We start from the raw sequence: 25,386 nt of genomic DNA on the forward strand, positions 1-25,386 counted from the left end.
GCTGATCGTGGCGGATCTGATTTGTCTGCCCTCGAAGGGGGCCGGTCGCCCCTACAGTAAGGTCTTGGCCAGTTCGAATATCTCCTGTGGCGAAATCCGCTGCAGGCAGGTGCGATGGCCGCAAACGGGGAAAACGCCGTCGCGGTAGCAGGGGGCGCACCCCAGGTCCTGCCCTTTCCAGACAGTCACGCTGTTTTCGGTCAGCGGCTTTAATTCTTCGACCGGGGTCGGGCCGAAAATGGCGATGAGCGGGGTATTCATCGTTGCCGCCAGGTGCATCAGCCCCGAATCGTTGCAGATGACCAGCCGCGCCATTTTCATGACCGCCGCCGCCTCGGCCAGGCTGGTTTTGCCGGTCAGGTCGATGACCCCGGGTTGGGCAGCGCGTATGGCGGCGGCGATGGCCGCATCGCCGCCGTTGCCCAGCAACGCGACCGCATGGCCGGCGTGAAGCAGCATCCCGGCCAGGGCGGCGAAGTTTGCCCCGTCCCAACGCCGGCTGGACATTTCCTGCTTGACGTTGACCGCCCCTCCCGGCACCAGGACGACCATGGAACGGTTCCCCGCCGCAGCCGGGAATTTTTCTGCGGCCGCCTCGGCTGCGCCTGGAGCCAGCGGGAACTCCATGGCAAAATCCATGCAAAAAACGCCGATCCGCCGCACCAGGTCGCAATAGCGGAAGATGGTGTGCCTGACCCCTTCGACCGGCACGGTTTCGCTCAGCAGGAACCGGCCGCGCCCCCGCCGGGGGGCGAAACCGATCCGCCGCTTGCATCCCGCCAGCAGCAGGATGATGCTGAAGCGCCAATCGCGTTGAAAATTAAAACCCAGGTCGAAGCGCTCGCGGCGCAGGCGCCGGGAAACCTTGAGCACCTCCGACAGCTTTTCCCAAAAACCGCCCTTGAAAATTTTCGCATCGTTTAGGAAAAAGACCTGGTCCAGGTGGGGGTTGCCCTTGACCGCGTCAGCGATGGAAGCCCCGGCCAGCAGAGCGAGGCTGTCGACCGTTGGCGCCAGTTTCAGCGCCCGCAACGCCGGCGTGGCCATCAGGAAATCGCCGATGGCCGCGATCTTGATGACCAGAACCTTCATCGGCGCAGCCCCCGCCAGTTATCGAGGAGATCGCGCAATGTCGTTTCCAGGGAAAATTCGGGCTCCAGGCCGAACTCGCCCCGGATGCGCGCCGGGTCGCCGTTGATCCGCGGATTGTCCAGCGGCCTGAATTTGCCGGCGTCCACTTCCACCCGGACCGGCTTTTTCGCCAGCGCCAGCAGGATATCGAGGATGGCCTGGATCGAATAGCTCCGGCCCGAGCACAGGTTGTACACCTCGCCGCCCCGGCCGCGGGCGCCGATCGTCTGCACGTAGCGAGCCACGTCGCGGACGTCGGAAAAATCGCGCACAGCGGCCAGGTTGCCGACGCGGATCACCGCCTCCTGCTCCCCCTTTTCGATGGCGGCGATCTGGCTGGCGAAATCGGAGGCCACGAATTTGCTGTCCTGGCCGGGGCCGGTGAAGTTGAACGCCCGGATCGTGCATGCCTGCAGGCGGTGCGATTTCCAGTACAGGTCGCCAAGCATCTCCATGGCCAGCTTGGAGAGGGCGTAGGGGTTCTGGCACTGGATGGGAGAGCGCTCGCTGATCGGGGCGGCCCCTTCGCTGCGGTAGACCTCAGCCGAGCCCATCAACACCAGCCGGGAACCGGGAACTGCGGCCAGCATGGCTTCGATCAGGTTGGAGCTCCCAAGAAAATTGACTTCATAGGTCAGAAGAGGATTCTTCCAAGCGAAGGCGACATTGGTCACCGCCGCCAGGTGGAACACGACATCGGGACGGACACGCTCGAGCAGGCGCATGACCTCGTCGCGGCAACGGATGTCCAGCTGGCAGGCGTCGACCTTGGGCCAGCTGAACCCGGGCACCTCGGTGATTCCGAAAATCTCGTTTTTTTCATCCAGCTGCAACCGCCGCAGCAGGTGGGCGGCCAGGAACCCGGAGCAGCCGGTGACCAGGACGCGGACGCGGTTTTTTTCGTTGTCTTTCATGTCCATCCTAGAAAAACGGGGTGACGGCGCCAAAGTTGCCCAGGGTGGGATAAAAGCGGTAGTCGTGGGCCAGCGAGCCGTTGAGCAGGTAGAAGCTCAGGTTGGCGTTGATGGTAATGCACTGGTAATCCATGACCGCCTTCACATAGCATCCGGTAAACTGCTTGCGGATCGAGTCGTACTCCGCTTCCAGCGCGAGGCTGAGGGGGAAATTGGCTATTTTCAGGCGCAGGTCGCCCCCCAGCAGGGACTGGACCGACGGGTGGTCGGCCGGGCCGTACGGGCTGCAGTATTTCCGGTAATAGAAGCCGCCGCTGAGCGGGGCATCCGCCTTGGCATAGTTCACGTGGAAGTTGACGTTATAGAGCCGGCGGTTGAAATCGCTCTGGTAGTGGTTGTAGGCCGCCTGGACCCCCAGGGAAAAAAATGTGCCGGGTTTGAAATCGAGCGAGGCGCCTAGCTCGGAAAAGGCGGGATACTTATCGTTGATCTTCATGCCGCGGTTTGCCGTTTCCGGGTCCAGGTAATAGCTCTGCTCGATCCTCAGCAGCAGGAGTTCCTGCGGGACCGTTTTCTCCCCGCTCTTCTTCATCAGCAGGCGCGAGACGAGCGCGAAGGTCGCCGTGGAGGAAAGGGTGTAATCGCCTGCGCCGACGCGCAAGACCCGGTCAAGGTTGGTCGCCTTGGAAGCGTAGGAGAAGGTGAGCGTGGGCTCGATCACGTGCCGGAAGCTGCGCGTGGCGCCGGAAAAGGTGCGCGAAAACGACGGCCCGCTCAGGTTGATCTGCGCCGTCTGGTACTGCACGGTCACCGGTTCATCGATGATTTCACCATTTTGTGGGTCCAGGCTGCGGGCATAGAAGGAATTCCTGGCGCCGAACGCCAGCGAGGCCTTCAGCCAGGGCGTCTGGATCAGCTCGAGCGAATAGGCGGGGTTGAAGCGCACCGTTTGCGAGGCTTCGCCGTAAACGAAGTCGGGCTGCACGTTCTGGGCCGTGCCGTTGCGAATCTGCCGGTCGTACTCAAGGGAGAAGGAGAACCGGCCGGGGATCGGGCCCAGTTTCTGCGGCTGCATCGTCAGCGCGAGCGAAGGGAGGACATCTTCCTTTTCCGATTCGCCGCTGTTGATGTTGTAGACCTCGCGGCGCGACGCCGCCAGGTTCAAAGTGAAGATGGAGACGCGGCTGGTCCAGGACAGCGAGGAGCTGAAGGTCATCAGGTTGTAGCGCTCGAACCCAGTGTCGAGGTAGCGCAGCGCCTCGGGCGTTCCCGGCAGGCGCGAACTGATGGTGAGTTGCGAATGCAGAAACGGGATATCCTGCTGATGGCTCATATCAAGGACGAAATTGTTGCCGTTGGCGCGCAAGCGGTCTATGTCTTCGCTGCTGATCGGGTTCAGCGGGTCGGCCTTCACCCCCACCCCGGGCAGCAGGTGGAAGAGGCGCATGCTGCCGCTGGCATGGCGGAAGAGGTAGCGCAGCTCCTCGCTCAGGCCCAAGCCGAGATATTGGTAGTAGTCCAGGTTGAGGGTCAGGTCCAGGTTGGGCCGCACGGCCCAGAAAAAGGAGCTCTGGACAAAAAAACCGCGCAGCGACGACGTGCCGATGGCCGGGATCAGAAAACCGCTGCTGCGGCCATCCTGCTTGAGCGGATAACGCAGGTACGGGAGGTAAAAGACAGGGATGTTCTTGATGTGGAAGACGACATCCTTCATTTCGATATATTTTTCCTTCTTGATTTTCCCGGCCCGACCGGTGATCTTCCAGCGCGGCACGATCTGGGCGCAGGCCGAAAGATCCAGGCGCTTGAAAGTCAGCGTCTGCAGATCGACCTGGGTGAGCCGGTCGGTTTCGTAGCGGAGGAAAGGGGTGATCAGGCCGTAGGTGTCGACGAGTTCGCCGGCGTGCGTTTTCAGGTTGAATTTCAGTTTTTCGCCGCTGAGCACCGAATCCTTGCCGGCCATGGTCACCCGGCCTTCGGCGAACAATTCGCCCTTTTCCTGGTCGTATTCGACGGCGTCGGCGTAAATGACATACTCCTGCCAGATGATCTCCACGTGGCCGTAGGCGCGGATGAATTTTTCGCGGATGACCTGGTTGTCGGCCCGAATCTGCGGGGAGACGCCGTCACTCTGGGCCCGCAACCGGGGAGCCGACCCGAGAAGGAGGGAGATCAAGGCAAATGACAGCGCTGTTTTTTTCATGAATATTGAAATTTAGCACATTTCCCCCAACCTTATCAAGAGAGAAATGCAAATCCCTCGATAATCCATGATTTCCCGTAGGGGTTTGATTAATCAAACCCCTACCCAAACCCTGCCATACAATGTGACCGCCAGCAATTTTTATGCTAAAATATTTGCATGAAAAAAATACGCTTTTTACTGTTGGTTCTGTTTTTCATCAGCCTGGGCGTCGCCTGCACCATCCATTTTCCCTTCGACATGCTGGACGATTACGAAGGGGTGACCGTGGTCATGAAGATCGTTCCCGATGACGCCGACGTGCTGCTCAACGGCAGGTTCATCGGCGTTGCCTACGAATTCTCGACCCCGGGGTCGGCCCTGCGCCTGGCTTCGCGGCTGAACGAACTGGTCTTCAAGAAGGAGGGATACCGCGAAGAATCGGTCGACCTGCGCACCTATGCCTCGCGCAACATCACCCTGCGCCTGAACCTGGAAGAGCGGTCCTTGAAAGCGGCACCGGAAACTCCGGCCAAAAACATCCCCGCTGAAGAAAACGACGAAGCCTACAAGGCCCAGAACGAAACTCCCCCACCCCTACCGGTTGCTGAAAAAACAGTACCGGAAAAAAACCGCTTCCTGGCAACGATTATCCTGACAGTCGCTCCGGCCGAGACCGCCCTCTACATCGACGGCAAGTTCTGGGGTGTGGCGCCTGAAACCGGAAAAATCGAAAACCTGCGCCTGGAGCCGGGGAAATACCTCTTCGAAGCTTTCAAACCCGGCTACAAGAACTACAAGAAGGAAATTTCCGTTCCCAAGCAGGAAAAGTTCTCCCTGGATATCGCCCTGCAGAAGTAGACCAGGCCGGTTGCGGCTGAAAAACCGTATTGTATACTTCTGCTCCCGTTGGGGACAGATTCCGGTATGGTTGCGTGGGAGAGGAACGCGGAAAGGCTGAATTCTCAGGAAGCCAATTCGCGGCGGGAGAAAGAGAAAAGAGCCGCACCGAAGAAGAGGGCGATCAGGCCAGACAGCACCAGGAGATGGGAAAAATCCAAGCCATTGATCAGCACCGTATTTCCGTTGTAATAGTAAAATGGGGAAAAGACCCGGTAGGGACGTAAAACCTCGACCATCGGCGCGTAGGCGTTGATCAAATAGGTGACGATGGCCAAACCGCCGCTGATGCCCACGCTGAGCTTCTTTTTCCCGCTCAGGCAGCCGATGGCCAGGGCGATGGTGAAAAATGCCATCCCCAGCAGGAAGCAGCTGAAAATCACTTCGGCCAGGCGCCAGCCGCTGACAGCGATATGAAAAATCCCCGTCCCGCCGGCCAGGCTGGTCCAGAAAACCAGCGCCAGGATGAAAAGCGCCAGGGCATGGGCCGCCGATTTTTCCATGACCACCCGTCCGCGCCTCAACTTCAGCAGCTCCCCGGCGCGGTTCATGAAAGGGTAGACATAGAGCAGATAAAGCGAAAGGGCCGCCAGGCCGATAGACCAGCCCAGCAGCGATAGCCTTTGATCGCGCAGCGTCTTGGCGAAAAGGCTAGCGAGCATGCCTGTCATCTCCGTAAAAAGCCAGGAAGACCTCTTCCAGGTCGGGTTCACGGCTGATGAAATCGTTGATCGAAAACCGGGCCGCTACTTTCAGCAGCTGATCCAGTTCGCCCTTGATCTGGCACTTCAGCCAGCGCTTGCCCGTGCCCAGCATGCGCAAATTCTCAAGGCCGGAAAATGCGCCGGCCACGTCGACGTCCTCGTTGAAATGAATCTCCACGTTGCGCATGGTCCTGGCTTTGAGGGCGGCGACGCTTTCCACGGCCACCATCCTGCCGGCGCGGATGATGCCCACCCGGTCGCAGACCCGCTCCACCTCAGGCAGGTTGTGCGAGGAAAAAAATATCGTCTGCCCGGCGGCCCTGGCTTCGCCGAGAAGGCGGTAAAACTCATGCTGCATGAGCGGATCCAGGCCGTTGGTCGGCTCGTCGAGCATGATCAGCTCGGGCTTGTGCATGAACGCCTGGATCAGTCCGATTTTCCTCTTGTTGCCCTGGGAAAGGGTGGCGACGGGCTGGGAAAGGGGGCATTGAAAGCGGGAAGCCAGCTCATCGACATAGGCCCAGTCGCCGTTGCCGCGCAAACGGCTGAAAAAGAGCAAAAGCTCGCGACCGTTCAGGTTTTCGTACAAATTCAGCTCGCCGGGCAGGAAACCCATGCGCCGGCGGATGGGGACGCCATATTTTCGCACATCGAGGCCGAAGATCTCGGCCTTGCCGGCGCTGGCGCGGATGAAATCGAGCAGCACGCGGATGGTGGTGGTCTTGCCGGCCCCGTTCGGCCCCAGGTAGCCGAATATCTCGCCGGCAAAGATTTCAATATCGACGGCGGAAATTCCCAGCCGCCGGCCATAGTTTTTCCCCAGTTTTTCGGTTTTGATTATGGCTGTTTCGTTCATGCTGCTTATTTATTCTAGCAAAAATCGACAGCGTCGGCAAATGGCCACCGGCCGCGCTCGGCTCCCCTCACTGGTATTCGGCGAGAACCTTGGGGAATTTTTCTTTTAGCCAGCGGAAGTATCCGCGAACCGTTTTCTCCCCGGCCAGCCACCAGTCGTTGGCCAGGCCGTCTCTTCTCAAGGCATGAAAAGCCTGTTGCTCGCTTGCGCTCAAGGCGGCGGGGCGGCGCCGCGCGAAAGCGCTGCCGGCCAGCGGGAAAAAGTAGTGCACATGGAAGAAAACGCGGTATTTTCTCGTCAGGCTGCGCATCAGGTTAAGCAGGTCGCGGCGATCGGCGGCCGTTTCATCCGGGAGGGCGATGATGAAATCGAGGTTGGCGGTGAAGCCCGCTTCGTTGGCCATGGCCACCGCCGCGACGACGTTATCCACCCGGTGGCCGCGGCCGATGGCCTCCAGGCGCCCGTCTCCGGCGCTCTGCGCCCCGAAGGTCAGGCGCCGGTTGGTCACGGTGCGCCGCAGCAGGCTCAAGCCGTCGTTGCTGGCCGTGTCGGGACGCAGCTCGGAAGGAAAGATACCGTACTCGATGAAGCGAAAACCGTTCTGCCGGCAAAGCTGGAGAAGTGCCGCGATGGGCTCGAGATTGGGCTGCCTTTTTTCAACCGCCCCGAATTCCAGCGCCGAGGGGGCGATGAACCCGACCCGCCCCATGCGCCGCCGGCGCAACTCATCCAGGTAGATACGGATGGAGTCCATGTGCCTGAAGCGCGGTTTCATCCCTCCCGTCTGGCAATAGCCGCATTTCCAGAAACAGCCGCGGATGATCTCCAGCGGCGGGACGGTATTGAAATAGGCCGAAACCGGTATATAGCGCTCCCAGGCCGAATCCGGATCAACGCCGGGCGCTCCTTGGCGGCCGTCATAAACAGCGGTCTGCCCGGCGGCCACGTTTCCCGCCAGCAGGTCGCGGCCGAAGCGCAGAAAGGTTTCCTCGCCCGGGCCGCGGAAAATAGCGGTGAAGCCGCAGGCCGTGGCCAGCTCCGGCTCGGCGCTGACATGGGGGCCGCCGGCCGCCAGCAGCAGCGGCGCCGCGGCCCCGGCGCGCAGGCGGGCGGTTTCTTCCGCCACCCAAGGCAGGTGCGGCGTCATGAATGAATAGATGAAGACATCCCCGGCTTCAAGGGTTCCGGTCTGGCGCCGCGTGAGCCGCCCGGGGGCTGCGTCGGCCAGGCGGATGTCGAAGCAACGGTCCAGCCCGTTTTGCTCCCAGACATTCAGCAGCAGCGGCATGGTCAGCCGGTTGCCGGGAAAGACCCTGAAAAAGACGCGCCGTTTCTTTATACCCATGCTGCTATAGGCGGCCGGCGCTCCGCCGCGGCCCCCCGGCTATTTTTTCCCCAGTTTTTTGCAGATCCCCAGCTTGAGGCGCAACTCCTTTTGCCCGTCCAGTTCCTGCCGCAGCTCCGATACCGACAGCGCCCCCTGAGGGGGTAATTTGACCTTTTTTTCGCTGGCCGCAAGCTGTTCAAGCAGATCGGCTTCACGAAAATCCTCGCCGCGCTCGAAGCTATCGATGATCAGCGTGATGCGGTCGGAGCTCACTTCCATGAAACCCTCGCCGCTGTACAGGTAGTGGCGGACGTTGTCCAGGTCGAGATAGGAGATTTCGCCCGCCTTGAGCAGCGACAGGTACGGCAAATGGTGGGACTTGACGCCGGCTTCGCCGAGGAAAGCGGGAATATACAAGTCCCTGATCGCGCTGCGCAGCGAAATTTCGCGGAACGAGATGATCTCCAGTTCTATGCTGTCGGCCATTAAAATCCCATCTTCTTGGCGTTGGCCACGGCATCCTCGATGCCGCCGCACATGTAGAACGCCTGCTCGGGCAGGGCGTCGTGCTGGCCTTCGACCAGTTCCTTGAAGCCGCGGATGGTGGCGGCCAGCTCCACGTATTTTCCCTCCATGCCGGTGAAGGGGGTGGCCACGAAAAGCGGCTGCGACAGGAATTTCTGTATTTTCCTGGCCCGGGCCACGATGACCTTGTCCTCGTCGGACAGTTCCTCCATGCCCAGGATGGCGATGATGTCCTGCAGGTCCTTGTAGCGCTGCAGCACCTCCTTCACTTTCCGGGCCACCTGGTAATGCTCGCTGCCGATGATCTTCGCGTCGAGGATGCGCGAGAACGAGGCCAACGGATCGACGGCCGGGAAGATGGCCATTTCGGTGAGCTGGCGGGAAAGGTTGGTGGTGGCGTCGAGGTGGGCAAAGGTCGTGGCCGGCGCCGGGTCGGTGTAGTCGTCGGCGGGCACGTAGATGGCCTGGACCGAGGTGATCGAACCCTTCTTGGTGGAGGTGATCCGTTCCTCCATCTCGCCCATCTCCGACGCCAGGTTCGGCTGGTAGCCGACCGCCGAGGGCATGCGCCCAAGCAGGGCCGAGACCTCGGAGCCGGCCTGAGTGAAGCGGAATATGTTGTCGATGAACAGCAGCACGTCCTGGTTTTCCTCGTCGCGGAAATATTCGGCGACGGTTAATCCCGAAAGAGCGACGCGCAGGCGGGCTCCCGGCGGCTCGGTCATCTGGCCGTAGATCAGGGCCGTTTTTTCGATGACTCCCGACTCGATCATCTCCAGCCACAGGTCGTTGCCTTCGCGGGTGCGCTCCCCCACCCCGGTGAACACCGAGAAGCCGCCGTGCTTCTTGGCCACATTGTGGATCAGCTCCTGGATGAGCACGGTCTTGCCGACGCCGGCCCCGCCGAAGAGGCCGATCTTGCCGCCCTTGAGATAGGGCTCGAGCAAATCGACCACCTTGATGCCGGTCTCAAACAATTCCAACCGCGTGTCCTGCTCGTCCAGCGGCGGCGCCGGACGGTGGATGGGATAGCGCTTTTTCTCGTTGATCGGGCCCTTGCCGTCCACCGGCTCGCCGATGACGTTGATCATCCGCCCGAGCACTTCCCGGCCGACGGGAACGGTGATCGGGCCGCCGAGGTCGCGGGCCTTCATGCCGCGCACCAGGCCGTCGGTCGGATGCATCGAGATAGTGCGCACCCGGTTCTCGCCCAGGTGGTACTGCACCTCGGTGACGATGTGGATCGGCTGCGGACTGACGAAGCCGTCGGAAACGATTTCGATAGCGTTGTAGATCTCGGGCAGTTCGCCCTTGGCGAATTCGATGTCCACGACCGGCCCGATGATCTCGATCACCTTGCCGATGTGCGCGGGAACGGTTTTTTCCTTGCTCATGCTCACTCCTAATTGTTCAGGGCTTCCGTGGCGGTTATGATTTCCAGGAGCTCCTTGGTGATCGACGCCTGCCGCATCTTGTTCAGCAGCAGGGTCAGCGAACGGATCATGTCGCTGGCGTTGCGCGTGGCCATGTCCATGGCCACCATGCGCGAGACCTGTTCCGCGGCCATCGACTGCAGCAGGACCTGATAGACGGCGGCGATGATGAAGCGCGGCAGCAATGCCAGGAAGATGGCTTCGGCGCCCGGTTCGAAGATGGCCTCGCTCTTGCTGGCCGTGGCATCGGCCTCGGCGTCGGCCTCGCCCGCCGGCGCTGGCCATTGCGACTCAATCGGCAGCAGCCGGCGGATCGTGAATTGCTGTTTGGAAGCGGAGACGAACTCCTGGAAGGCGAATTCGATCCGTTTGACCTCACCGGTCAGGTAGAGGTTCAGCAGCTCGGCCGCCAGTTTCTCGGCATCGCCGAATTGCATCCGGCTGATCATGTTGTTGTGCGCGGCCTGCAGCGGCAGGTTGCGCTTGCTGAAATAGCGGCTGGCCTTGGTTCCCACCGTGATCAGCAGGGCCGTTTCGCCGCGCTCGACCAGCTCCCGGTAATAGGCCTCGCTCTGCTTGAGCACATGGGAATTGAAGGCGCCGCACAACCCCTTGTCGCTGGCAATGACCACCAGCACGATGCTCCCCTGCTCGCGCCTGCCCAGCAGCGGCTGCCGGCCGAGTTCGATCATCGCCCCGGTCTGCCGCAGCAGCGAGGCGATCTTGTCGCGGTGCGGCCGCGACTTTTTCAGCTCGGCGGTCGCCCGGCGCAGCTTGGCGGCGGCCACGGTCTTCATGGCCCGGGTAAGCTTCTGGTTGTTCTTGACCGACTTGATGCGCCGGCGCAGGGAGATCAGGTTTCCGGCCATCAGGATTTGGCGGTTTTCTTGAACTCGGCGCAGAATTCCTTCAGCACCGCCTGCAGCTTCTGTTCCAGTTCGGATGTGATCGCCTTCTTCTCGACGATCGTTTTAAAGATATCGTTTTCCCGCGCCTGGATGAAATCGAGCATCTCGGCCTCGAACTGGCGCACGCGCTCGATCGGGCATTCGTCCAGGAAGCCGCGCGTGCCGGCGAAGATGGCCACGACCTGCTTTTCGACCGGCATGGGCTTGCCCTCATCCTTCTTGAGCAGCTCGGACAGCCTTTTGCCGCGCTCGAGCTGGGCGATGGTGATCTTGTCCAGGTCGGAGCCGAACTGGGTGAAGGCCTCCAGTTCCCGGTACTGGGCCAGGTCCATTTTCAGCGAGCCGGCCACCTGCTTCATGGCCTTTATCTGGGCGTTGCCGCCGACGCGCGACACCGAAATGCCCACGTCGATGGCCGGGCGCTGACCGGCGTTGAACAGGTCGGGCAGCAGGTAGATCTGCCCGTCGGTGATGGAGATGACGTTGGTCGGGATGTAGCCCGAGACGTCGGAAGCCTGGGTTTCGATGATCGGCAGGGCGGTCAGCGAGCCGCCCCCTTTTTCATCGTTCAACTTGGCCGCCCGTTCCAGCAGCCGCGAGTGCAGGTAGAAGACATCGCCGGGGTAGGCTTCCCGCCCTGGCGGCCGGCGCAGCAGCAGCGAGATCTCGCGGTAGGCGGCGGCGTGCTTGGACAGGTCGTCGTAGACCAGCAGCGCGTGTCGGCCGCGGTCGCGGAAATACTCGCCCATGGCGCAGCCCGAATAAGGGGCGATGTACTGCAGGGCGGCGGGGTCGGAGGCCGAGGCCACCACCACCACCGAGTATTCCATGGCCCCGGTCTCGGTCAGGGTCTTGACCACCTGGGCGACGGTCGATTGCTTCTGGCCGATGGCCACGTAGATGCAGACGACGTTTTGCCCCTTCTGGTTGATGATCGTGTCCATGGCGATGGCCGTCTTTCCCGTCTGGCGGTCGCCGATGATCAGCTCGCGCTGGCCGCGGCCGATGGGGATCATGGCGTCGATGGCCTTGATCCCGGTTTGCAGCGGCTCCTTGACCGGGCGGCGATCGATGACCCCCGGGGCCAGCGCCTCGATGGGCATGAAGGTGGTGGAGCGGATGGGGTCCTTCTCGTCCAGCGGCTCGCCCAGCGGGTTGACCACGCGGCCGATGACGCTTTCGCCGGCCGGGACGGAGATGATGCGGCCGGTGCGCTTGACGATGTCGCCTTCCTTGATCTTGTGGCTTTCGGCGAGCAGGATGGAGCCGACGTTGTCCTCCTCCAGGTTGAGGGCGATGCCGTAGATCTGGCCGGGGAACTCCAGCAGCTCGTTGTACATGACGTTGTCCAGACCGTAGATGCGGGCGATGCCGTCGCCGATGGAGACGACCACCCCGGTTTCCTCTTTCTTGAAATCAAAGCTGAAGCCTTCGATTTTCTGCCTGATCAATTCGCTGATCTCATCGACTTTGATTAGCATTTATCTTTCCCCTACGAGCGATTCACGAAGTTCCTGCAACCGGCCGGCCAGCGAATAATCGTAGCGCAGCGAGCCCCGCTGCAGGCTGATGCCGGCGATCAGGTTCGGGTCGGTCTGGAATTGCAGGCGCACCGGTTTGCGCAGCGCTTTCTGCAGGTTGGCCAGCAAGCGTTCCTTCTGCGTTGCCGCCAGCTCGACGGCCGAAAAAATAACTATTTTTTCCACCCCGTGCACGTCGCACCAGGCGTCCGGGAGCTGGCGCACTATCTCTCCCAGGAACGCGAAACGGTTCTCCTCGGCCAGGGTCTGCAGGAAACGGAAACTGTTGTCGTGCAGCTTCATCTTGGCGCGAATGATTTCCAGGGCCTTTATTTTCTCCGGCAAAGGGATTAAAAATGTCGCCATGCCGGTCTTCAGCTTGTCGTCGCCGGCCATCAGCCCGAGGACGGCGTTCAGGTCGGCGCTGATGCGCTTGAATTCGCCCTCGTCGTCGGCGCTCAGCACCACGGCCTTGGCGTAGCGTTTGACCAGGCTACTTTCCTTCATCGATCTCTCCGCAGGCGGCGATATTGCGCTCGATGATCTTCTGCTGCGTGGCCGGGTCCATGGTTTTGACGAAATCCTCCTTGAAACGAGCGATGGCCAGATCGGCGATATGGCCCTTGATCTGGCGCAGGGCGGCCTCGACCCGCAGCCGGATTTCCTCCTCGCTCAAGGCGATGATGCGCGCGGCCTCCATACGGCCGGCCGCTTCGAGGCGGGCCAGTTCCTCGCGGCCGCCGGCCTCAGCGCCGGCCTTGATCTGTTCCACTTCGGCTTTCACCTGCTGCAGGCGCTTTTCGATCTCTTCCAGGCGAACGGCCGTTTCGGCCAGGCTCTTTTCCCGCTGGTTGAAATCGTTGACGATGGCGGCGCCTCTTTCGGACAGCATCGCGATCAGCGGCTTGCGCAGCATCAGGATCAGGCCGCCGAACAGGATGGTCGAATTGAAGATCTTGCCAAGCACGCTGAACCAACTGATATGGCCGGAGGCTTCCCCGGCCTCGCCCGCGGCGGCGGCCAGCAGGACGGCCGGCAGGAACAGGACAGCCAAGACGACGGTTTTCTTCATAAATACGCTTGCTTTATTTTTTCGCTGAAAACGACGATTTGCTTTTCCAGGGCTTTTTCAACGGAAACGACCTCGGCGGTCAACTCGTCCATTTTTTTACTCAGCGTCAGCGACGCCTTCTCCTTGGCCTCGGCCAGCGAGTAGGCGCGGACACCCTCCCCTTTCGCCAGCCACTCTTCCCTGATCTGCGCCGCCTCTTTGCGGGCCTGGGCGATCTGTTTTTCAAGACTCTGCGTGTGGCTTTCCACCTGGTCCAGCATGCCCTGCAGGCGTTGGCTGTCGGCAGCGACCCGGCCTTCGCGCTCGGCGATGATTGTCCCGACCGGCTTGAAAAAAATACGCGTCAGGACCAGATAGAGCCCCCAGACCATGAAAAAGATCCAGAGCAGGGAAGAATTCAACTCTAACATAGGGGAAATGTATCATATCGGCCGGCAAAAATCAATATGTTCCAGCGGGCCCTATCAGGAAGAATGATGTGAACAAATGAAAAAAAGTAGGGGCGAAAAATTTTTCGCCCCTACCCGACGCACCTGACAAGGCTATTGACACCATCCCCGGGCTCAGGTAAGATACCCCATCAAACCACCGCTCGAATCTGAGTTGGGCATTTCAGCGATGCCGCCCCAAGAGGAGACGCCATGGAACTGATCGGCAAACTGTTTGCTTTCATCATGCATATTGACATCCACTTGAATACCCTGATCGTGACCTACCAACTCTGGACCTACCTGATCCTGTTCGCCATTATTTTCTGCGAAACCGGCCTGGTCATCACCCCCTTCCTCCCCGGCGACTCGCTGCTCTTCGCCACCGGCGCCCTGGCCGCCACAGCGGGCAGCCCGCTGAAGGTCTATTGGCTGTTCCTGGTCCTCGCCGTTGCGGCCGTGCTAGGCGACACGGTCAACTACTGGATCGGCCACGCGATTGGCCCGAAGATCTTCAGCCAGAAAAAGATCCGCTTTCTAAAAAAGGAGCACCTGGAGCGGACGCACCAGTTTTATGAAAAGCACGGCGGCATCACCATCGTCCTGGCCCGCTTCATCCCCATCATCCGCACCTTCGCCCCGTTCGTGGCCGGCATCGGCCGCATGTCCTACTGGCGCTTCATCGCCTTCAATTTTTTCGGCGGCGTGGCCTGGGTGGCGCTCTTTGTCTTCGGCGGCTATTTCTTCGGCAACCTGCCGCTGGTCAAGCGCAATTTCACCATCGTCGTCTTGGCCATTATTTTCATCTCCATCCTGCCGGGGGTGATCGAGTACGTGCGGCAGAGGCGGAACAACAAAAGAGAAAAATAACGTAGGGGCGATCCGCCGGGTCGCCCCTACCCTTTTTTATTCTTCTTTTTCTTCCAATTTGGCGATCTTGCCGCGCAGGCGCTGCAGCCGCTTTTCCAGCTCCTGCTGCAAGCTGGGAACAATTAGGGACGGTAGGTTAATTCTTATATTTGTTAATCAACGAGTGTGAAGTTTACAAGTTTTAAACTACCGTCCCCGATCTGCGCTAATTTAGTATGAAATACTGATTATCTCAGGCGGGGCGCCTGCGGGCCGGAATCCGCCAGGCCGGGCGGACCGGTTTCTTTCCCACGGCCTTGCCGATGCCGGCAGCGATTTGCTGCAGCCGGACCACGACCTCAACCTTGCGGGCAAAGGGCATCGCGGCCTGCTTGCGCCGGAACTCGCTTTTCGCCCGCACCTTGCCTGCCAGCATGACGTCCGTGGCGGCCGCCTTATTTTTCATCGTGCATCCGCTTCCATTGCAAGAATTTTTGCCGCAGACCGAACCGCTCCACCATTCTCGTTAGCTTGCTCTGGTCGATCTTGGTTTCTTCCATCATCTTGAAAAACCGCTCGCGGTCTTTGGCCCGCCCGGTTTGCACCATGACGGCCGCCAGGTGCTCCGCGGTCATGACCCGGGTAGCGGTTCCCTGATAGACGATCTCCCGCGCTTCGCTGACGGCCTCCTGCAGCAGCTCATTGTATGCCGGTAGGAACTGGACCGGGATCCCCTCGATGATGATTTGTTCTAGCTGCGGTCGGTAGCCCTTTTTTTTCAGGAAGCGATAGATGGCTTCCAGAGGCTGCAGGCCGGACTGATCGTCGGCGACAATGAAGACGTCCAAATCATAGGTGAGGAAAGGTTCGACATAAAAAACCGCTCCCATGCCGCCGCCGATGGCATAATCAGCGATAAAACCCTGCTTTTTCAGGTCATTCAGCACGGCCAGCGTCTTCTTCATTGCTGAAACAATAGCAGAAAAGCGGTTGTTTGGCAATCGCCACTTTTACACATGACAGATTACCCATATCCTTTTTTATTCTTCCTTTTCCTCCAGCTTGGCGATCTTGCCGCGCAGGCGCTGCAGCCGCTTTTCCAGCTCCTGCTGCTGGCTCGGGCTGAGGCGGACGTTTTCCAGGGCCTTTTCCACGATCTCGACCGCCTGGTAGTAATTACGCTCGCGGTGTTCGTAATGGACCGAGATCTCGCGCAAGGCCTGGAGGTCGTTGGCGGAGGAGAGGATCTCCCAAAGTTGCAGGGCTTCCGTGTACAGTTTTTTCTTCTTCAGCAGCACCGACAGCCGGCGTACCGCCTGGATCTGCACATCGGCTCGTCCGCCGACATCCCTGGCGATCTGGTAGAAGGCCTCGGCCCTTTCCAGTAGCCCCGCCCTTTCGCAGAGCCGGCCGAGGCCGAGGATCTCGCCGCCGTCGTTGGTGAGCGAGTGGTCGTCCAGGTAGAGCGCGCCCAGCAGCACCACGGCCGCCAAGCCGACCAGGTCCATGGCGTTGTGCTCGACGACCGGTTCGATGGCGGCGAGATCGCCGCTGCGCAGGAAGCTGAAATACAGGGCCGGGATGGCGCTGGCCTCGATATCGTCGGAGCGGGAAAGGCCCAGCAGCATCTCGCCCAAAAAACCCAGCTTGCGCGAATCGAAGGTGTTCTTCCAGATGGTGCGGGCCGGGAAAAGAAAATCGAGATGCGGCAGCCGCAGCAGCGGCAAGCGCCGGCGCTGCAGGATGTAGCGGGTTTCAAGCAAAGGGAAATCGAAGGCCTTGCCGTTGAAGGTCACGGTGAAAGAATAATTGCCGGCGGCCAGGAAATCGTCGACCGCGGCCAGGAATTCCCCTTCCTTGTCCAGGTCCTGGAGGAGGAATATCTTTACCTGGAAGGACGTCGCGCTGAAAAAACCGAAACCGAGCATGAAGGGGATGGTTCCGGTTCCTCCGGCCAGGCCGGTCGTTTCGCTGTCGAAAAAAAGGGCCCGGCGCGGATCAAGGCCGGCGAAAGCCTCGCTGCCGGCGACGACCGCCAGCGTTTCCGCCTTCAGGTCGAACCACTTGCCCAGACGCACCTTGCCGTAGCGCCCGTCCAGGGAGTAGAAAAAATCCTTGACCAGGAAAGGTTCCCGGGCCGCGACACGGTGGGGGGCGGTGCCGGGGGCAATCCCCCCCCCACCAGGGATTATGGCCCGCTGGCGCAGGTTCTGCTGGACAAGCTTCTCGAGCTTTTCCTTGGTGCTCAGCCTCTCGTCGGCATCCAGGCCGGACCATTTTTTCTGGATGTTTTTGCGATCGATTTCCTTCAGCCGCTCCTGCAATTTTCTCATGCTCAATTGTTGAGGTAGCCCAGGGCTTTCAGTTTTTCCATCAATTCCGGGTCGAGCCGATGGATGTTTTTTTTCAGGGCCTTGAGCCGGAGGATGTAATTGGCCAGCATTTTTCTATAGCGCGACTGGAAAGCCATAGGCGGGAAATAGGGCTTGTCCGGCCCCATGGGGGTATCGGCCAGGGCGAACCATTCGTCACTGCTCGGGCACGGCTGCGGCGAAATCCCCTTTGCCGCAGTCAGCGGCGGCAAAAAATTGTGGATGTACTGATGCTGGTTGCGGACAAAGGAAACCTTCCCGAACAGGCCGCTATGGAAAGGGCTCACCGGCAGCGACAGCTCCAACATCCGCTGCGCATCGGTGCGGACATCGTTGCCCGAATGGCCGGCATCATCGGCCAAACCGTATGGCGCCTTGATCAGGCCGGGGATATCGCTTATGCAAACCAGCTGGCCACGGATCTCACCGTTCTTTTGCCGCGGAAGCTTCATAACCAGTGGGATGCGGGTAAGCTCCGGGTAGAGAGTGTGCCCATGTTCCCAGTCGCCGTGGTCATAGAATTCCTCCCCGTGGTCGGCCAGAACGACCAGCAGCGCGTCGTCGAAACGCTTGCTGGCGCGCAAGTAAGCCAGGACCGGCTTCAGCAATTCCTGGTCGCTATAGAAAATGGAAGCGTCATAGAGGTCGATAAGCTTTTGCCGCTCCTCGGCCGCGGCAGGGGGCAGGGCGGGAATCCCCTTATGCAGCGTGCGCAGATCGTCGCTGACGACCAGCGAACCGGCATCCAGCCTGGGATTAAACGCCCTGAAATAGCTCTCGGGAGCCTTGTAGGGGGCGTGCATCTGATAGGTATGCAAAAAAACAAAAAGATCCTGGCCGGCAAAATTGGCCGCATCTTCCATGAATGAACCGTACAGCAATCCGGCAGCTTCCCTCTGAAAAACTTCATCGGAACGGCTGTTGTAACTTTGAAAACCGCGGAAAAAACCGTAATGCTCATCGACAAAGCCGCCGCCGGTCAGGGCCAGGGTGACGAAGCCGTCGGCCTGCATCGTTTCGGCCAGCAGCGGCAGATCGGCCGGGATCAGCGATTCGGGGGAGACGACGCCGTGTCCCAGAACATCGCGGCCGCTAAAGAGCGAAACATGGGCCGGCAACGTCCAAGACGAGGTGGAAAAAGCGCGGCTGAAAAGCAGGCTGCCCCTGGCCAGCTCATCCAGGGCCGGGGTGGTCCGGCGCTTGTAGCCGTAGGCCGAAACATGATCGGCGCGCAGGGTATCGAGCATGAGGATCAGCACCGTTCTGGGCCGGGGATGATCATGCAGCAGGCAGGGATTGAGCCAGGCGCCGATGCCCTGGCCACGGGTTTCCAGAAGCAGATGCACCTTTTTCCCCCCGGCTGGCGGCAGGAACACCCTTTCAACCTTGCCGATCCGTTCCCGGGGAGTGATGCTGAACAGGATTTCTTCCTTCCCTGAAAGAACGGTCTTGACCAGGAAGGTAAGGAGCCCGGGCTGGAGAGCGAAGGGGGAAAAAATCATTCGCTCGCCTTTTTGAGCGTCCAATTCGAGCTCGATGCGGCTGCCGGCCGGAGCCAGCAGGGCCTGGTAGCTGACTCCCCCATACTTCACCCGGCAATTTACCGCCTGATCCGGAAAAAAACGGTTGACGCGGTCACGCAAAAAAGTCCGCGCCGGTTCGCCTTGAGCGCCGATGGATTTCCAAGTCTGCTCTATCAAGGCCGCGTCGAAGCCCAGCGGCCGGCCTAACAGGGATGGAATTTGCTTTTCTTTATCCGGGCGGAACAAAACAACCAGCAGCAGCACCCCCGCCGCTAGGCCCAGGGCGATCAAGAAAATTTTTTTTCGCGTCATCTATTTCTATCATATCACGATTCCGCCCGGGGTAACAATCCTACCTGCTTTTAAGCCAATACTATTGACTTTTCGATGAAAATCAGGTAAAAAACCATTTCTTTTCGAATCCCCGCCATTTTTTGCAAGGAGAGGACATGAGTTTAATGAACTTGTTTATCCTGGCGCCGCTGGGCTCCGTCTTGGCCCTGATCAGCGCCTTTTATTTTTACCGTTTCATGAAAAGGCAGGACCCGGGCACGGCCGACATGCAGCGCATCGCCGGCTACGTGCAGAAAGGAGCCATGGTCTACCTCAAGCGGCAATACCGCGTGGTGACCTTCGTGTTCCTTATGATCTTCCTTATTTTTTCCTTCATGGCCTACGTGCTGCACACGCAGAACCCATGGGTGCCCTTCGCCTTCATCACCGGCGGTTTCTTTTCCGGACTGTCAGGCTTTTTAGGCATGCGTACGGCCACCTTCGCCTCCAACCGCACCACCGCCGGCGCCAAGCACTCCCTGAACAAGGGGCTGCAGATCGCCTTCCGTTCCGGCGCCGTCATGGGCCTGGTGGTAGTAGGCCTGGCTTTGTTGGATATATCGCTGTGGTTTATCATTCTGCGCCATTTCATCCCTGAAAGCGTCAGCCAGCTCTCCATCATCACCACCACCATGCTGACCTTCGGCATGGGCGCATCGACGCAGGCCCTGTTCGCCCGCGTCGGAGGCGGCATCTTCACCAAGTCGGCCGACGTCGGCGCCGACCTGGTCGGCAAGGTGGAAGCCGGGATCCCCGAGGACGACCCGCGCAACCCGGCCACCATCGCCGACAACGTCGGCGACAATGTCGGCGACGTCGCCGGCATGGGCGCCGACCTGTACGAGTCGTACGCCGGCTCGATCCTGTCCACGGCAGTTCTGGGCGTGGCCGCCGGCTACGGCCTGGGCGGCGTCCTGGCGCCGATGGTCATCGCCGGTATCGGCGTGATCTTCTCGGTCCTGGGCGTTTTTCTCGTGCGCTCGGAAGAGAAGGCCTCGCAGAAGGTTCTGCTGCGGGCGCTGGCACGCGGCATCAACGCCAGCACCTTCCTGACCCTGATCGCCTCCTTCTTCATCCTGGTGCTGTTCAAGGATTCGTTCCACGGGCGGCACGTGGGCATTTTCCTGGCGGTGATCACCGGCCTGATCGCCGGCTGGGTGATCGGCAAGATTACCGAGTATTACACCTCGCAGGATTACAAGCCGACCAAGTACGTGGCCGAACAGTCGCAGACCGGCCCGGCCACGGTCATCATCGCCGGCATCGCCACCGGCATGCAGTCCACCGGCTTCCCGGTGCTGATCATCGCCCTGGCGGTGATCGTCAGCTACGCCCTGAGCGGCGGCTTCAGCACCGACCCAAACGCCATCAACCTCGGCCTTTACGGCATCAGCTTCGCCTCGGTGGGCATGCTGTCCACCCTGGGCATCACCCTGGCCACCGACGCCTACGGCCCCATCGCCGACAACGCCGGCGGCAACGCCGAAATGACCCATCAGGATCCCGAAGTACGCCAGCGCACCGACGCCCTCGACGCGCTGGGGAACACCACCGCCGCCACCGGCAAGGGCTTCGCCATCGGCTCGGCGGCCCTGACGGCCATGGCGTTGCTGGCCGCCTACATCGAGGAGATCAAGATCGGCTTCATGCACATGGGACAGAAGTTCATCACCATCAACGGCGTGCAAAAGGCCATCGCCGATACCTACATCAGCGATTGGATCTCCTATTACAACCTGACCATATTCAATCCCAAGGTACTCGCCGGCCTGTTCATCGGCGCCATGATGGTCTTCGTTTTCTGCTCCATGACCATGAAGTCGGTCGGCCGCGCCGCCGGCAAGATGGTCGACGAAGTGCGGCGCCAGTTCCGCGAGATCGCCGGCATCATGGAAGGAAAGGCGGAACCCGACTACGGCCGCTGCATCGAGATCAGCACCCGCGCCGCCCAGCACGAGATGATCATTCCCTCGCTGACCGCCATCGTCGTCCCCGTGACCATGGGCCTGATTTTCGGGGTGGCCGGAGTGATCGGCCTGTTGGCCGGCGGCCTTACCTCGGGCTTCGTCATCGCCGTATTCCTGAACAATTCGGGCGGCACCTGGGACAACGCCAAGAAATACATCGAGGAAGGCCACCTGGGCGGCAAAAAGCTACCCGACGGCAGCCGCAACCCCAACCACAGCGCCGCGGTCATCGGCGATACCGTGGGCGACCCCTTCAAGGACACCGCCGGCCCCTCGCTGAACATCCTGATCAAGCTGATGTCCATGGTCGCGGTCGTCTTCGCCGGCCTGATCGTCAAATACGGCGACCTGCTGCAGCGGATCATTACCGCCTGGCAGCGCTGACCGGGACGCTAATTATCACTTCGCTCCCGAACGCAACGGATTTCTTTTCATTTCACCTGATTTTCAGGTTGAAGGTGATGGTGACCGTGAACTGGACCGGCATGGGGATGCCATTGACCAGGTACGGTTCATAGATCCATTTTCTGACTGCTGTAAGGGCTTCCTGAATGAGCAGATTATGGCCGCTGATGGCGCGGGTTTCATTCACCCGGCCGAAAATATCGGTTCTGGCTTCGATTACGACTTCGCCCGCTACTCTGGATAGGATTGCCAGAGGTGGATAATCTGGATTCACGCGTTTGATCAACCGTGGAGCCCGTACAATTGTTTTTGTTCCAGCTTCTGGAATGATTTCATCAGTCTTGATCTCTTCCCCCATCTTCCAGGGCGATTTCGGATCTATACCTTCAATTCCCGGGCCGACAGGTTCTTGAGGGATCAATTTGGTTGGATCTTCTTCGCTGACTTTGGCTGGAACTTTTCCCGGCGCGGTCAAGACAATGGGGCCTTCCCCATGGCCGGTTGATTTTCCCCCTTTGGGCGGTTCAGCATTTGTGGTACCTGGTCGCCCTCTCCGTCCACCCGGGCCGGGCGGCACGCCGGGCAGGATCGGCGAAGTGATCCGAATCATGGTGGGTTTAAACCTGGGCAGCTTACTCTCGGCCTGCAGTATCGGCATCACGATAACAGTAATGATTAAAGCGGCGTGGAGGAGTAGGGAAAAGGAGAAGGTCAACCCTTTGCGCACATTTTTTTTACTTGCCTCGTTTCCGGAAAGAAAGATGTCAAACATGGTTCACCTCCCTTCAAATGTCCCACGACTATTATGTGCTATTGGCAGGGAAGAGAAATCCGGAATCATGATTCAAGACACTTTTTGGCGAAGAAATTTCAGGCATAGTTTACTCGTCAGGTGTCACCAGTTGTTTATACAAATATGAAGTATTAATAAATGATTTCAGAAACTTCGCCAGGAAGTGTTTCTCCCCAATTGCCCCTCAAGGTTCTTTTTGCTAACCCCCTGCGCAGCCATTCCCGGTATTGCCGGCGCGGAATAGACCGGGCGCCCCAAGCGGCCAGGTGCGGCGAGTGCAGCTGGCAGTCGATGAGGACGAATTCCATTTTTCTTAAAATCAGGGCTAAGGCGACCAGGGCCGCCTTGGAGGCATTGGCTTCATCGTGAAACATCGATTCGGCGAAAAAGCAGTGCCCTAGGGATATTCCGTAAAGGCCGCCAACGAGTCGCTGCCCGTGCCATGCTTCAAGGGAGTGGGCATAACCCAGCCGGTGCATCATGACAAAGGCGCGGCGCATCTCCGGCGTGATCCAGGTCCCGTCCTGACCAAGCCGCGGCCGGGCGCAGCCAGCGATGACTTCCGCGAAGGCGCGGTCGAAGCTCAGGCAGAATATTTTTTTATCCAGGATTTTTTTCAGGCTGCGCGGCATATGGACCTCGTCCGGGAACAGGACGAAGCGCGGGTCGGGCGACCACCAGAGGATGGGCTGGCCCGCCTCGTACCAGGGAAAGATGCCGCGGCCGTAGGCGCGCAACAGCCGCTGCGGCGACAGGTCGCCGCCGACCGCCAGCAGCCCCTCGGCATCAGCCCTCTCCGCCGGCGGAAAATCGTTTTTAGCGCTCAGGTTGAAAACAGGCATCGGCTTTTTCTCTCCGTTCCAGGTACCATAGAGCTATTTTAGCAGACAAGGGCCAAGCATGCACGGCAGATATTGACAAGTTCCGGGGTTCCATATATAAATCGTAAAAGGCGACACGCGAAACGCAAGGAGGAATTGAAAACCATGAAACGATCCTTTTTAACGATGCTGACACTGATCTGCCTCGGCTTGTTATTGTTTCAACCGGCTGCGGCCCAGGGCGGCCAGAAAGACAACCCGCTTTTCAAGGCGCGCACCACACCATTCCAGGTGCCGCCCTTTGACAAGATAAGCAAGGAGCACTACCTGCCCGCCTTCAAAGAGGGCATCAAAAGGGAACAGGCCGAAATCGACGCCATCGCCGGCAGGAAGCAAGCGCCGAGCTTCGCCAATACCATCGTTGCCATGGACCACAACGGCCTCTTCCTCAGCGACGTCAGCGCCGTATTCTACGCGCTGCTGGGCGCCGAGACCAACCCCGACCTGCAGGCCATCGCCCGCGATGTGTCGCCGCTGCTGTCGGCGCATCAGGACAACATCAACCTAAACGAAAAGCTCTTCGCCCGGGTCAAAGTCGTCTACGATCAACGCGAAAAGCTGAAGCTCACTCTCGAGGAACGCTATCTTCTCGACAATACGTACAAGGGCTTCATCCGCAACGGCGCCCTGCTGGACGCGGCCGGAAAGGCCCGCTTGCGCGAACTCAACGCCGAGCTCTCCCTGCTGGGGCTGAAGTTCGGCGAGAACCTTCTGGCCGAGACCAACTCTTCTTATATAGTCGTCGGAAACAAGGACGACCTGGCCGGGCTCCCTGACGGCATCGTCACCACGGCGGCCGAGACGGCCCAGGGCATGAACATGCCCGGGAAATGGGTGTTCACCGCCCAGAAACCCAGCTGGATTCCTTTCCTGCAGAACTCGACGCGGCGCGATCTGCGCGAGCAGCTGTACAGGGCTTACTGCATGCGCGGCGACCGCGACAACGGCAACGACAACAAGGAAACACTAAAAAAGATAGTTGCCCTGCGCGCCGAGCGCGCCCAGCTGCTCGGCTACCCGACTTATGCCGACTTCGTGCTCGAGGAGCGCATGGCCAAGAGACCGGCTACGGTCATGGCCTTCCTGCAGAAGCTGTGGTCGCCGGCGCTGGCCCGGGCCGAGCAGGAGGCGGCAGAGATGCAGGCGATCATCGACCGTACGAAGGGCGGCTTCAGCCTGGCCTCCTGGGACTGGTGGTTTTACGCCGAAAAGCTGCGCCAGGAAAAGTACGCCTTCGACGACTCGGCCCTTCGCCCCTATTTCTCCCTGGAGAACGTCAAAGGGGGGATATTCACCCTCTGCGCCAAGCTGTACGGGCTGCAGTTCGTCAAGCTGGATAACATTCCCGTCTACAACCCCGAGGTCCAGGTCTACGAAGTAAAGGATGCCAACGGCAGCCATCTCGGCTTGCTCTTCATGGACTTCCACCCGCGCCCGGGCAAGCGCGGCGGCGCCTGGTCGGGCGGGCTGAGGGATGAATACTACGAAAAGGGCAAGCGCGTGGCGCCGATCTCCTTCCTGGTCTGCAACTTCACGCGACCAGCCGCCGGTGCCCCTTCGCTGCTGAGCATCGACGAAGTCAACACTTTTTTTCACGAGTTCGGCCACTCGCTGCGCACATTGTTTTCCAATGGAAAATATCGCGATCGCACCACTCCTCGCGACGCGGTGGAGCTGCCGTCGCAGATCATGGAGAACTGGGCGCTGGAACCCGAGCTGCTCCAGCTCTACGCCCGCCACTACCAGAGCAACGAGGCGATCCCGACGGCTCTGGTGGAGAAGCTCAAAGCCGCCAGCCTGTTCAACCAGGGCTTCGAGACGGTCGAGTACCTGGCCGCCTCGCTCCTGGATATGGCCTGGCACACCCTGAAGGGGAGCGCCGCCATCGACGTGCGCAGCTTCGAAACCGGGGCCATGGCCTCGCTGGGGCTCATTCCGGCCATCGTTCCCCGCTACCGCAGCACCTACTTCAACCATATGATCTCCGGCTACGCCGCCGGCTACTACAGCTATATCTGGGCCGGAGTCCTCGACAAGGACGCCTACGAGGCATTTAAGGAGAAGGGGATCTTCGATCGGGCTACGGCCGCCTCCTTCCGCGCCAACATACTGGAAAAGCTGGGCACCGAGGATACCATGACCTTGTACAAGCGCTTCCGCGGCGCCGAGCCCCGGATCGAACCCCTGCTCAAAAGCCGCGGCTTGCTGCCGGAGACAAAGTAAAAACGTAGCGACTGTCTTAAAAGTCAAGTACTTTTTGTAGATAGCAAGAGATGATTTCGCATCAGGGCATTCAGTCGGACAAGTAGTTTGCGCATCACAGCGGCAATGGCAACCTTTTTGGGTTTTCCGTTTTCGATAAG

General features: G+C 60.0%; 23 protein-coding genes. 4 read left to right on the forward strand and 19 right to left on the reverse strand.

All coding sequences use genetic code 11. The features are described 5' to 3' along the window. Positions 1-51: 51 nt before the first annotated feature. The 3 genes from waaF to lptD are packed head-to-tail and all read right to left on the reverse strand — an operon-like array spanning position 52 to position 4,248. Positions 52-1,092, reverse strand: coding sequence for a lipopolysaccharide heptosyltransferase II (gene waaF, locus NTW95_05220; protein ID MCX6556819.1), 1,041 nt, complete (start codon positions 1,090-1,092; stop codon positions 52-54). Continuing rightward, the gene (locus NTW95_05225; protein ID MCX6556820.1) at positions 1,089-2,045 is read right to left on the reverse strand and encodes a GDP-mannose 4,6-dehydratase; all 957 of its coding nucleotides are present in this window, start codon (positions 2,043-2,045) and stop codon (positions 1,089-1,091) included. The genes waaF and NTW95_05225 overlap by 4 nt, the downstream gene beginning before the upstream one ends. Before the next feature lie 7 nt (positions 2,046-2,052). Then, on the reverse strand, positions 2,053-4,248 hold the full coding sequence (gene lptD, locus NTW95_05230; protein ID MCX6556821.1) for an LPS assembly protein LptD: 2,196 nt from the start codon (positions 4,246-4,248) through the stop codon (positions 2,053-2,055). A 159-nt stretch (positions 4,249-4,407) separates the two neighbouring features. On the opposite strand from lptD, the gene NTW95_05235 reads away from it, so the two are divergent. Then, entirely contained in the window at positions 4,408-5,088 is a 681-nt protein-coding gene (locus tag NTW95_05235; GenBank protein MCX6556822.1) for a PEGA domain-containing protein, read from the forward strand. 104 nt (positions 5,089-5,192) lie between these two features. Here the strand turns inward: NTW95_05235 and NTW95_05240 are convergent, their stop codons facing one another. The 10 genes from NTW95_05240 to NTW95_05285 all read right to left on the reverse strand — a co-directional run bounded on the left by NTW95_05240 (position 5,193) and on the right by NTW95_05285 (position 13,882). Further along, positions 5,193-5,789 (reverse strand): hypothetical protein, encoded by a 597-nt coding sequence (locus tag NTW95_05240; protein ID MCX6556823.1) that lies wholly within the window; start codon positions 5,787-5,789, stop codon positions 5,193-5,195. Beyond that, entirely contained in the window at positions 5,779-6,687 is a 909-nt protein-coding gene (locus NTW95_05245; protein ID MCX6556824.1) for an ABC transporter ATP-binding protein, read from the reverse strand. The genes NTW95_05240 and NTW95_05245 overlap by 11 nt, the downstream gene beginning before the upstream one ends. A 67-nt stretch (positions 6,688-6,754) precedes the next feature. Then, on the reverse strand, positions 6,755-8,032 hold the full coding sequence (locus NTW95_05250) for a TIGR04013 family B12-binding domain/radical SAM domain-containing protein (protein MCX6556825.1): 1,278 nt from the start codon (positions 8,030-8,032) through the stop codon (positions 6,755-6,757). A gap of 39 nt (positions 8,033-8,071) precedes the next feature. Continuing rightward, entirely contained in the window at positions 8,072-8,500 is a 429-nt protein-coding gene (locus tag NTW95_05255; protein MCX6556826.1) for a F0F1 ATP synthase subunit epsilon, read from the reverse strand. After that, positions 8,500-9,933, reverse strand: coding sequence for a F0F1 ATP synthase subunit beta (gene atpD, locus NTW95_05260; protein ID MCX6556827.1), 1,434 nt, complete (start codon positions 9,931-9,933; stop codon positions 8,500-8,502). Before atpD ends, NTW95_05255 begins: the two co-directional genes overlap by 1 nt. An 8-nt stretch (positions 9,934-9,941) precedes the next feature. Then, entirely contained in the window at positions 9,942-10,841 is a 900-nt protein-coding gene (atpG, locus tag NTW95_05265) for an ATP synthase F1 subunit gamma (GenBank protein MCX6556828.1), read from the reverse strand. Further along, the gene (gene atpA, locus NTW95_05270; protein ID MCX6556829.1) at positions 10,841-12,361 is read right to left on the reverse strand and encodes a F0F1 ATP synthase subunit alpha; all 1,521 of its coding nucleotides are present in this window, start codon (positions 12,359-12,361) and stop codon (positions 10,841-10,843) included. The genes atpG and atpA overlap by 1 nt, the downstream gene beginning before the upstream one ends. After that, positions 12,362-12,907, reverse strand: coding sequence for an ATP synthase F1 subunit delta (atpH, locus tag NTW95_05275; GenBank protein ID MCX6556830.1), 546 nt, complete (start codon positions 12,905-12,907; stop codon positions 12,362-12,364). Beyond that, a complete protein-coding gene (locus NTW95_05280; protein MCX6556831.1) occupies positions 12,894-13,472 on the reverse strand; it encodes an ATP synthase F0 subunit B in 579 nt (192 codons plus the stop codon). The genes atpH and NTW95_05280 overlap by 14 nt, the downstream gene beginning before the upstream one ends. After that, entirely contained in the window at positions 13,469-13,882 is a 414-nt protein-coding gene (locus NTW95_05285; GenBank protein ID MCX6556832.1) for a hypothetical protein, read from the reverse strand. The genes NTW95_05280 and NTW95_05285 overlap by 4 nt, the downstream gene beginning before the upstream one ends. 231 nt (positions 13,883-14,113) lie before the next feature. Between NTW95_05285 and NTW95_05290 the strand changes: the two genes are divergently transcribed. Next, entirely contained in the window at positions 14,114-14,770 is a 657-nt protein-coding gene (locus tag NTW95_05290) for a DedA family protein (protein ID MCX6556833.1), read from the forward strand. 232 nt (positions 14,771-15,002) lie between these two features. Here the strand turns inward: NTW95_05290 and NTW95_05295 are convergent, their stop codons facing one another. The 4 genes from NTW95_05295 to NTW95_05310 form a co-directional block, all read right to left on the reverse strand. Next, positions 15,003-15,215 carry a hypothetical protein gene (locus tag NTW95_05295; GenBank protein ID MCX6556834.1) on the reverse strand — a complete coding sequence of 71 codons (213 nt, stop codon included), beginning with the start codon at positions 15,213-15,215 and terminating at the stop codon, positions 15,003-15,005. Then, complete coding sequence (locus NTW95_05300; GenBank protein ID MCX6556835.1) at positions 15,205-15,714, reverse strand: hypothetical protein; 510 nt, start codon at positions 15,712-15,714, stop codon at positions 15,205-15,207. The genes NTW95_05295 and NTW95_05300 overlap by 11 nt, the downstream gene beginning before the upstream one ends. A gap of 75 nt (positions 15,715-15,789) precedes the next feature. Then, complete coding sequence (locus tag NTW95_05305; GenBank protein MCX6556836.1) at positions 15,790-17,082, reverse strand: ribonuclease H-like domain-containing protein; 1,293 nt, start codon at positions 17,080-17,082, stop codon at positions 15,790-15,792. 2 nt (positions 17,083-17,084) lie between these two features. Beyond that, a complete protein-coding gene (locus NTW95_05310; protein MCX6556837.1) occupies positions 17,085-18,956 on the reverse strand; it encodes a sulfatase in 1,872 nt (623 codons plus the stop codon). A 137-nt stretch (positions 18,957-19,093) separates the two neighbouring features. Between NTW95_05310 and NTW95_05315 the strand changes: the two genes are divergently transcribed. Continuing rightward, the gene (locus NTW95_05315; protein MCX6556838.1) at positions 19,094-21,328 is read left to right on the forward strand and encodes a sodium-translocating pyrophosphatase; all 2,235 of its coding nucleotides are present in this window, start codon (positions 19,094-19,096) and stop codon (positions 21,326-21,328) included. A gap of 52 nt (positions 21,329-21,380) precedes the next feature. On the opposite strand, the gene NTW95_05320 is transcribed toward NTW95_05315, so the two are convergent. Continuing rightward, the gene (locus NTW95_05320; GenBank protein ID MCX6556839.1) at positions 21,381-22,121 is read right to left on the reverse strand and encodes a TonB family protein; all 741 of its coding nucleotides are present in this window, start codon (positions 22,119-22,121) and stop codon (positions 21,381-21,383) included. Positions 22,122-22,273: 152 nt separating this feature from the next. Continuing rightward, complete coding sequence (gene aat / locus NTW95_05325) at positions 22,274-22,984, reverse strand: leucyl/phenylalanyl-tRNA--protein transferase (GenBank protein MCX6556840.1); 711 nt, start codon at positions 22,982-22,984, stop codon at positions 22,274-22,276. A gap of 144 nt (positions 22,985-23,128) precedes the next feature. Between aat and NTW95_05330 the strand changes: the two genes are divergently transcribed. Then, the gene (locus NTW95_05330; GenBank protein ID MCX6556841.1) at positions 23,129-25,246 is read left to right on the forward strand and encodes a M3 family metallopeptidase; all 2,118 of its coding nucleotides are present in this window, start codon (positions 23,129-23,131) and stop codon (positions 25,244-25,246) included. The last annotated feature ends 140 nt before the right edge of the window (positions 25,247-25,386 follow it).

This window comes from Candidatus Aminicenantes bacterium (assembly GCA_026393795.1).
In the GTDB taxonomy this organism is placed as follows: Bacteria; Acidobacteriota; Aminicenantia; order UBA2199; family UBA2199; genus UBA2199.

Coding starts and splice junctions, on each gene's coding strand:
- NTW95_05305 (MCX6556836.1), bottom strand. CDS start 17,082: ATGAGAAAATTGCAGGAGCGGCTGAAGGAAATCGATCGCAAAAACATC.
- NTW95_05330 (MCX6556841.1), top strand. CDS start 23,129: ATGAAACGATCCTTTTTAACGATGCTGACACTGATCTGCCTCGGCTTG.
- atpG (MCX6556828.1), bottom strand. CDS start 10,841: ATGGCCGGAAACCTGATCTCCCTGCGCCGGCGCATCAAGTCGGTCAAG.
- atpH (MCX6556830.1), bottom strand. CDS start 12,907: ATGAAGGAAAGTAGCCTGGTCAAACGCTACGCCAAGGCCGTGGTGCTG.
- NTW95_05235 (MCX6556822.1), top strand. CDS start 4,408: ATGAAAAAAATACGCTTTTTACTGTTGGTTCTGTTTTTCATCAGCCTG.
- atpA (MCX6556829.1), bottom strand. CDS start 12,361: ATGCTAATCAAAGTCGATGAGATCAGCGAATTGATCAGGCAGAAAATC.
- NTW95_05290 (MCX6556833.1), top strand. CDS start 14,114: ATGGAACTGATCGGCAAACTGTTTGCTTTCATCATGCATATTGACATC.
- atpD (MCX6556827.1), bottom strand. CDS start 9,933: ATGAGCAAGGAAAAAACCGTTCCCGCGCACATCGGCAAGGTGATCGAG.
- NTW95_05310 (MCX6556837.1), bottom strand. CDS start 18,956: ATGACGCGAAAAAAAATTTTCTTGATCGCCCTGGGCCTAGCGGCGGGG.
- NTW95_05300 (MCX6556835.1), bottom strand. CDS start 15,714: ATGAAGAAGACGCTGGCCGTGCTGAATGACCTGAAAAAGCAGGGTTTT.
- NTW95_05280 (MCX6556831.1), bottom strand. CDS start 13,472: ATGAAGAAAACCGTCGTCTTGGCTGTCCTGTTCCTGCCGGCCGTCCTG.
- NTW95_05225 (MCX6556820.1), bottom strand. CDS start 2,045: ATGAAAGACAACGAAAAAAACCGCGTCCGCGTCCTGGTCACCGGCTGC.
- NTW95_05285 (MCX6556832.1), bottom strand. CDS start 13,882: ATGTTAGAGTTGAATTCTTCCCTGCTCTGGATCTTTTTCATGGTCTGG.
- waaF (MCX6556819.1), bottom strand. CDS start 1,092: ATGAAGGTTCTGGTCATCAAGATCGCGGCCATCGGCGATTTCCTGATG.
- NTW95_05240 (MCX6556823.1), bottom strand. CDS start 5,789: ATGCTCGCTAGCCTTTTCGCCAAGACGCTGCGCGATCAAAGGCTATCG.
- aat (MCX6556840.1), bottom strand. CDS start 22,984: ATGCCTGTTTTCAACCTGAGCGCTAAAAACGATTTTCCGCCGGCGGAG.
- NTW95_05245 (MCX6556824.1), bottom strand. CDS start 6,687: ATGAACGAAACAGCCATAATCAAAACCGAAAAACTGGGGAAAAACTAT.
- NTW95_05295 (MCX6556834.1), bottom strand. CDS start 15,215: ATGAAAAATAAGGCGGCCGCCACGGACGTCATGCTGGCAGGCAAGGTG.
- NTW95_05320 (MCX6556839.1), bottom strand. CDS start 22,121: ATGTTTGACATCTTTCTTTCCGGAAACGAGGCAAGTAAAAAAAATGTG.
- NTW95_05250 (MCX6556825.1), bottom strand. CDS start 8,032: ATGGGTATAAAGAAACGGCGCGTCTTTTTCAGGGTCTTTCCCGGCAAC.
- lptD (MCX6556821.1), bottom strand. CDS start 4,248: ATGAAAAAAACAGCGCTGTCATTTGCCTTGATCTCCCTCCTTCTCGGG.
- NTW95_05315 (MCX6556838.1), top strand. CDS start 19,094: ATGAGTTTAATGAACTTGTTTATCCTGGCGCCGCTGGGCTCCGTCTTG.
- NTW95_05255 (MCX6556826.1), bottom strand. CDS start 8,500: ATGGCCGACAGCATAGAACTGGAGATCATCTCGTTCCGCGAAATTTCG.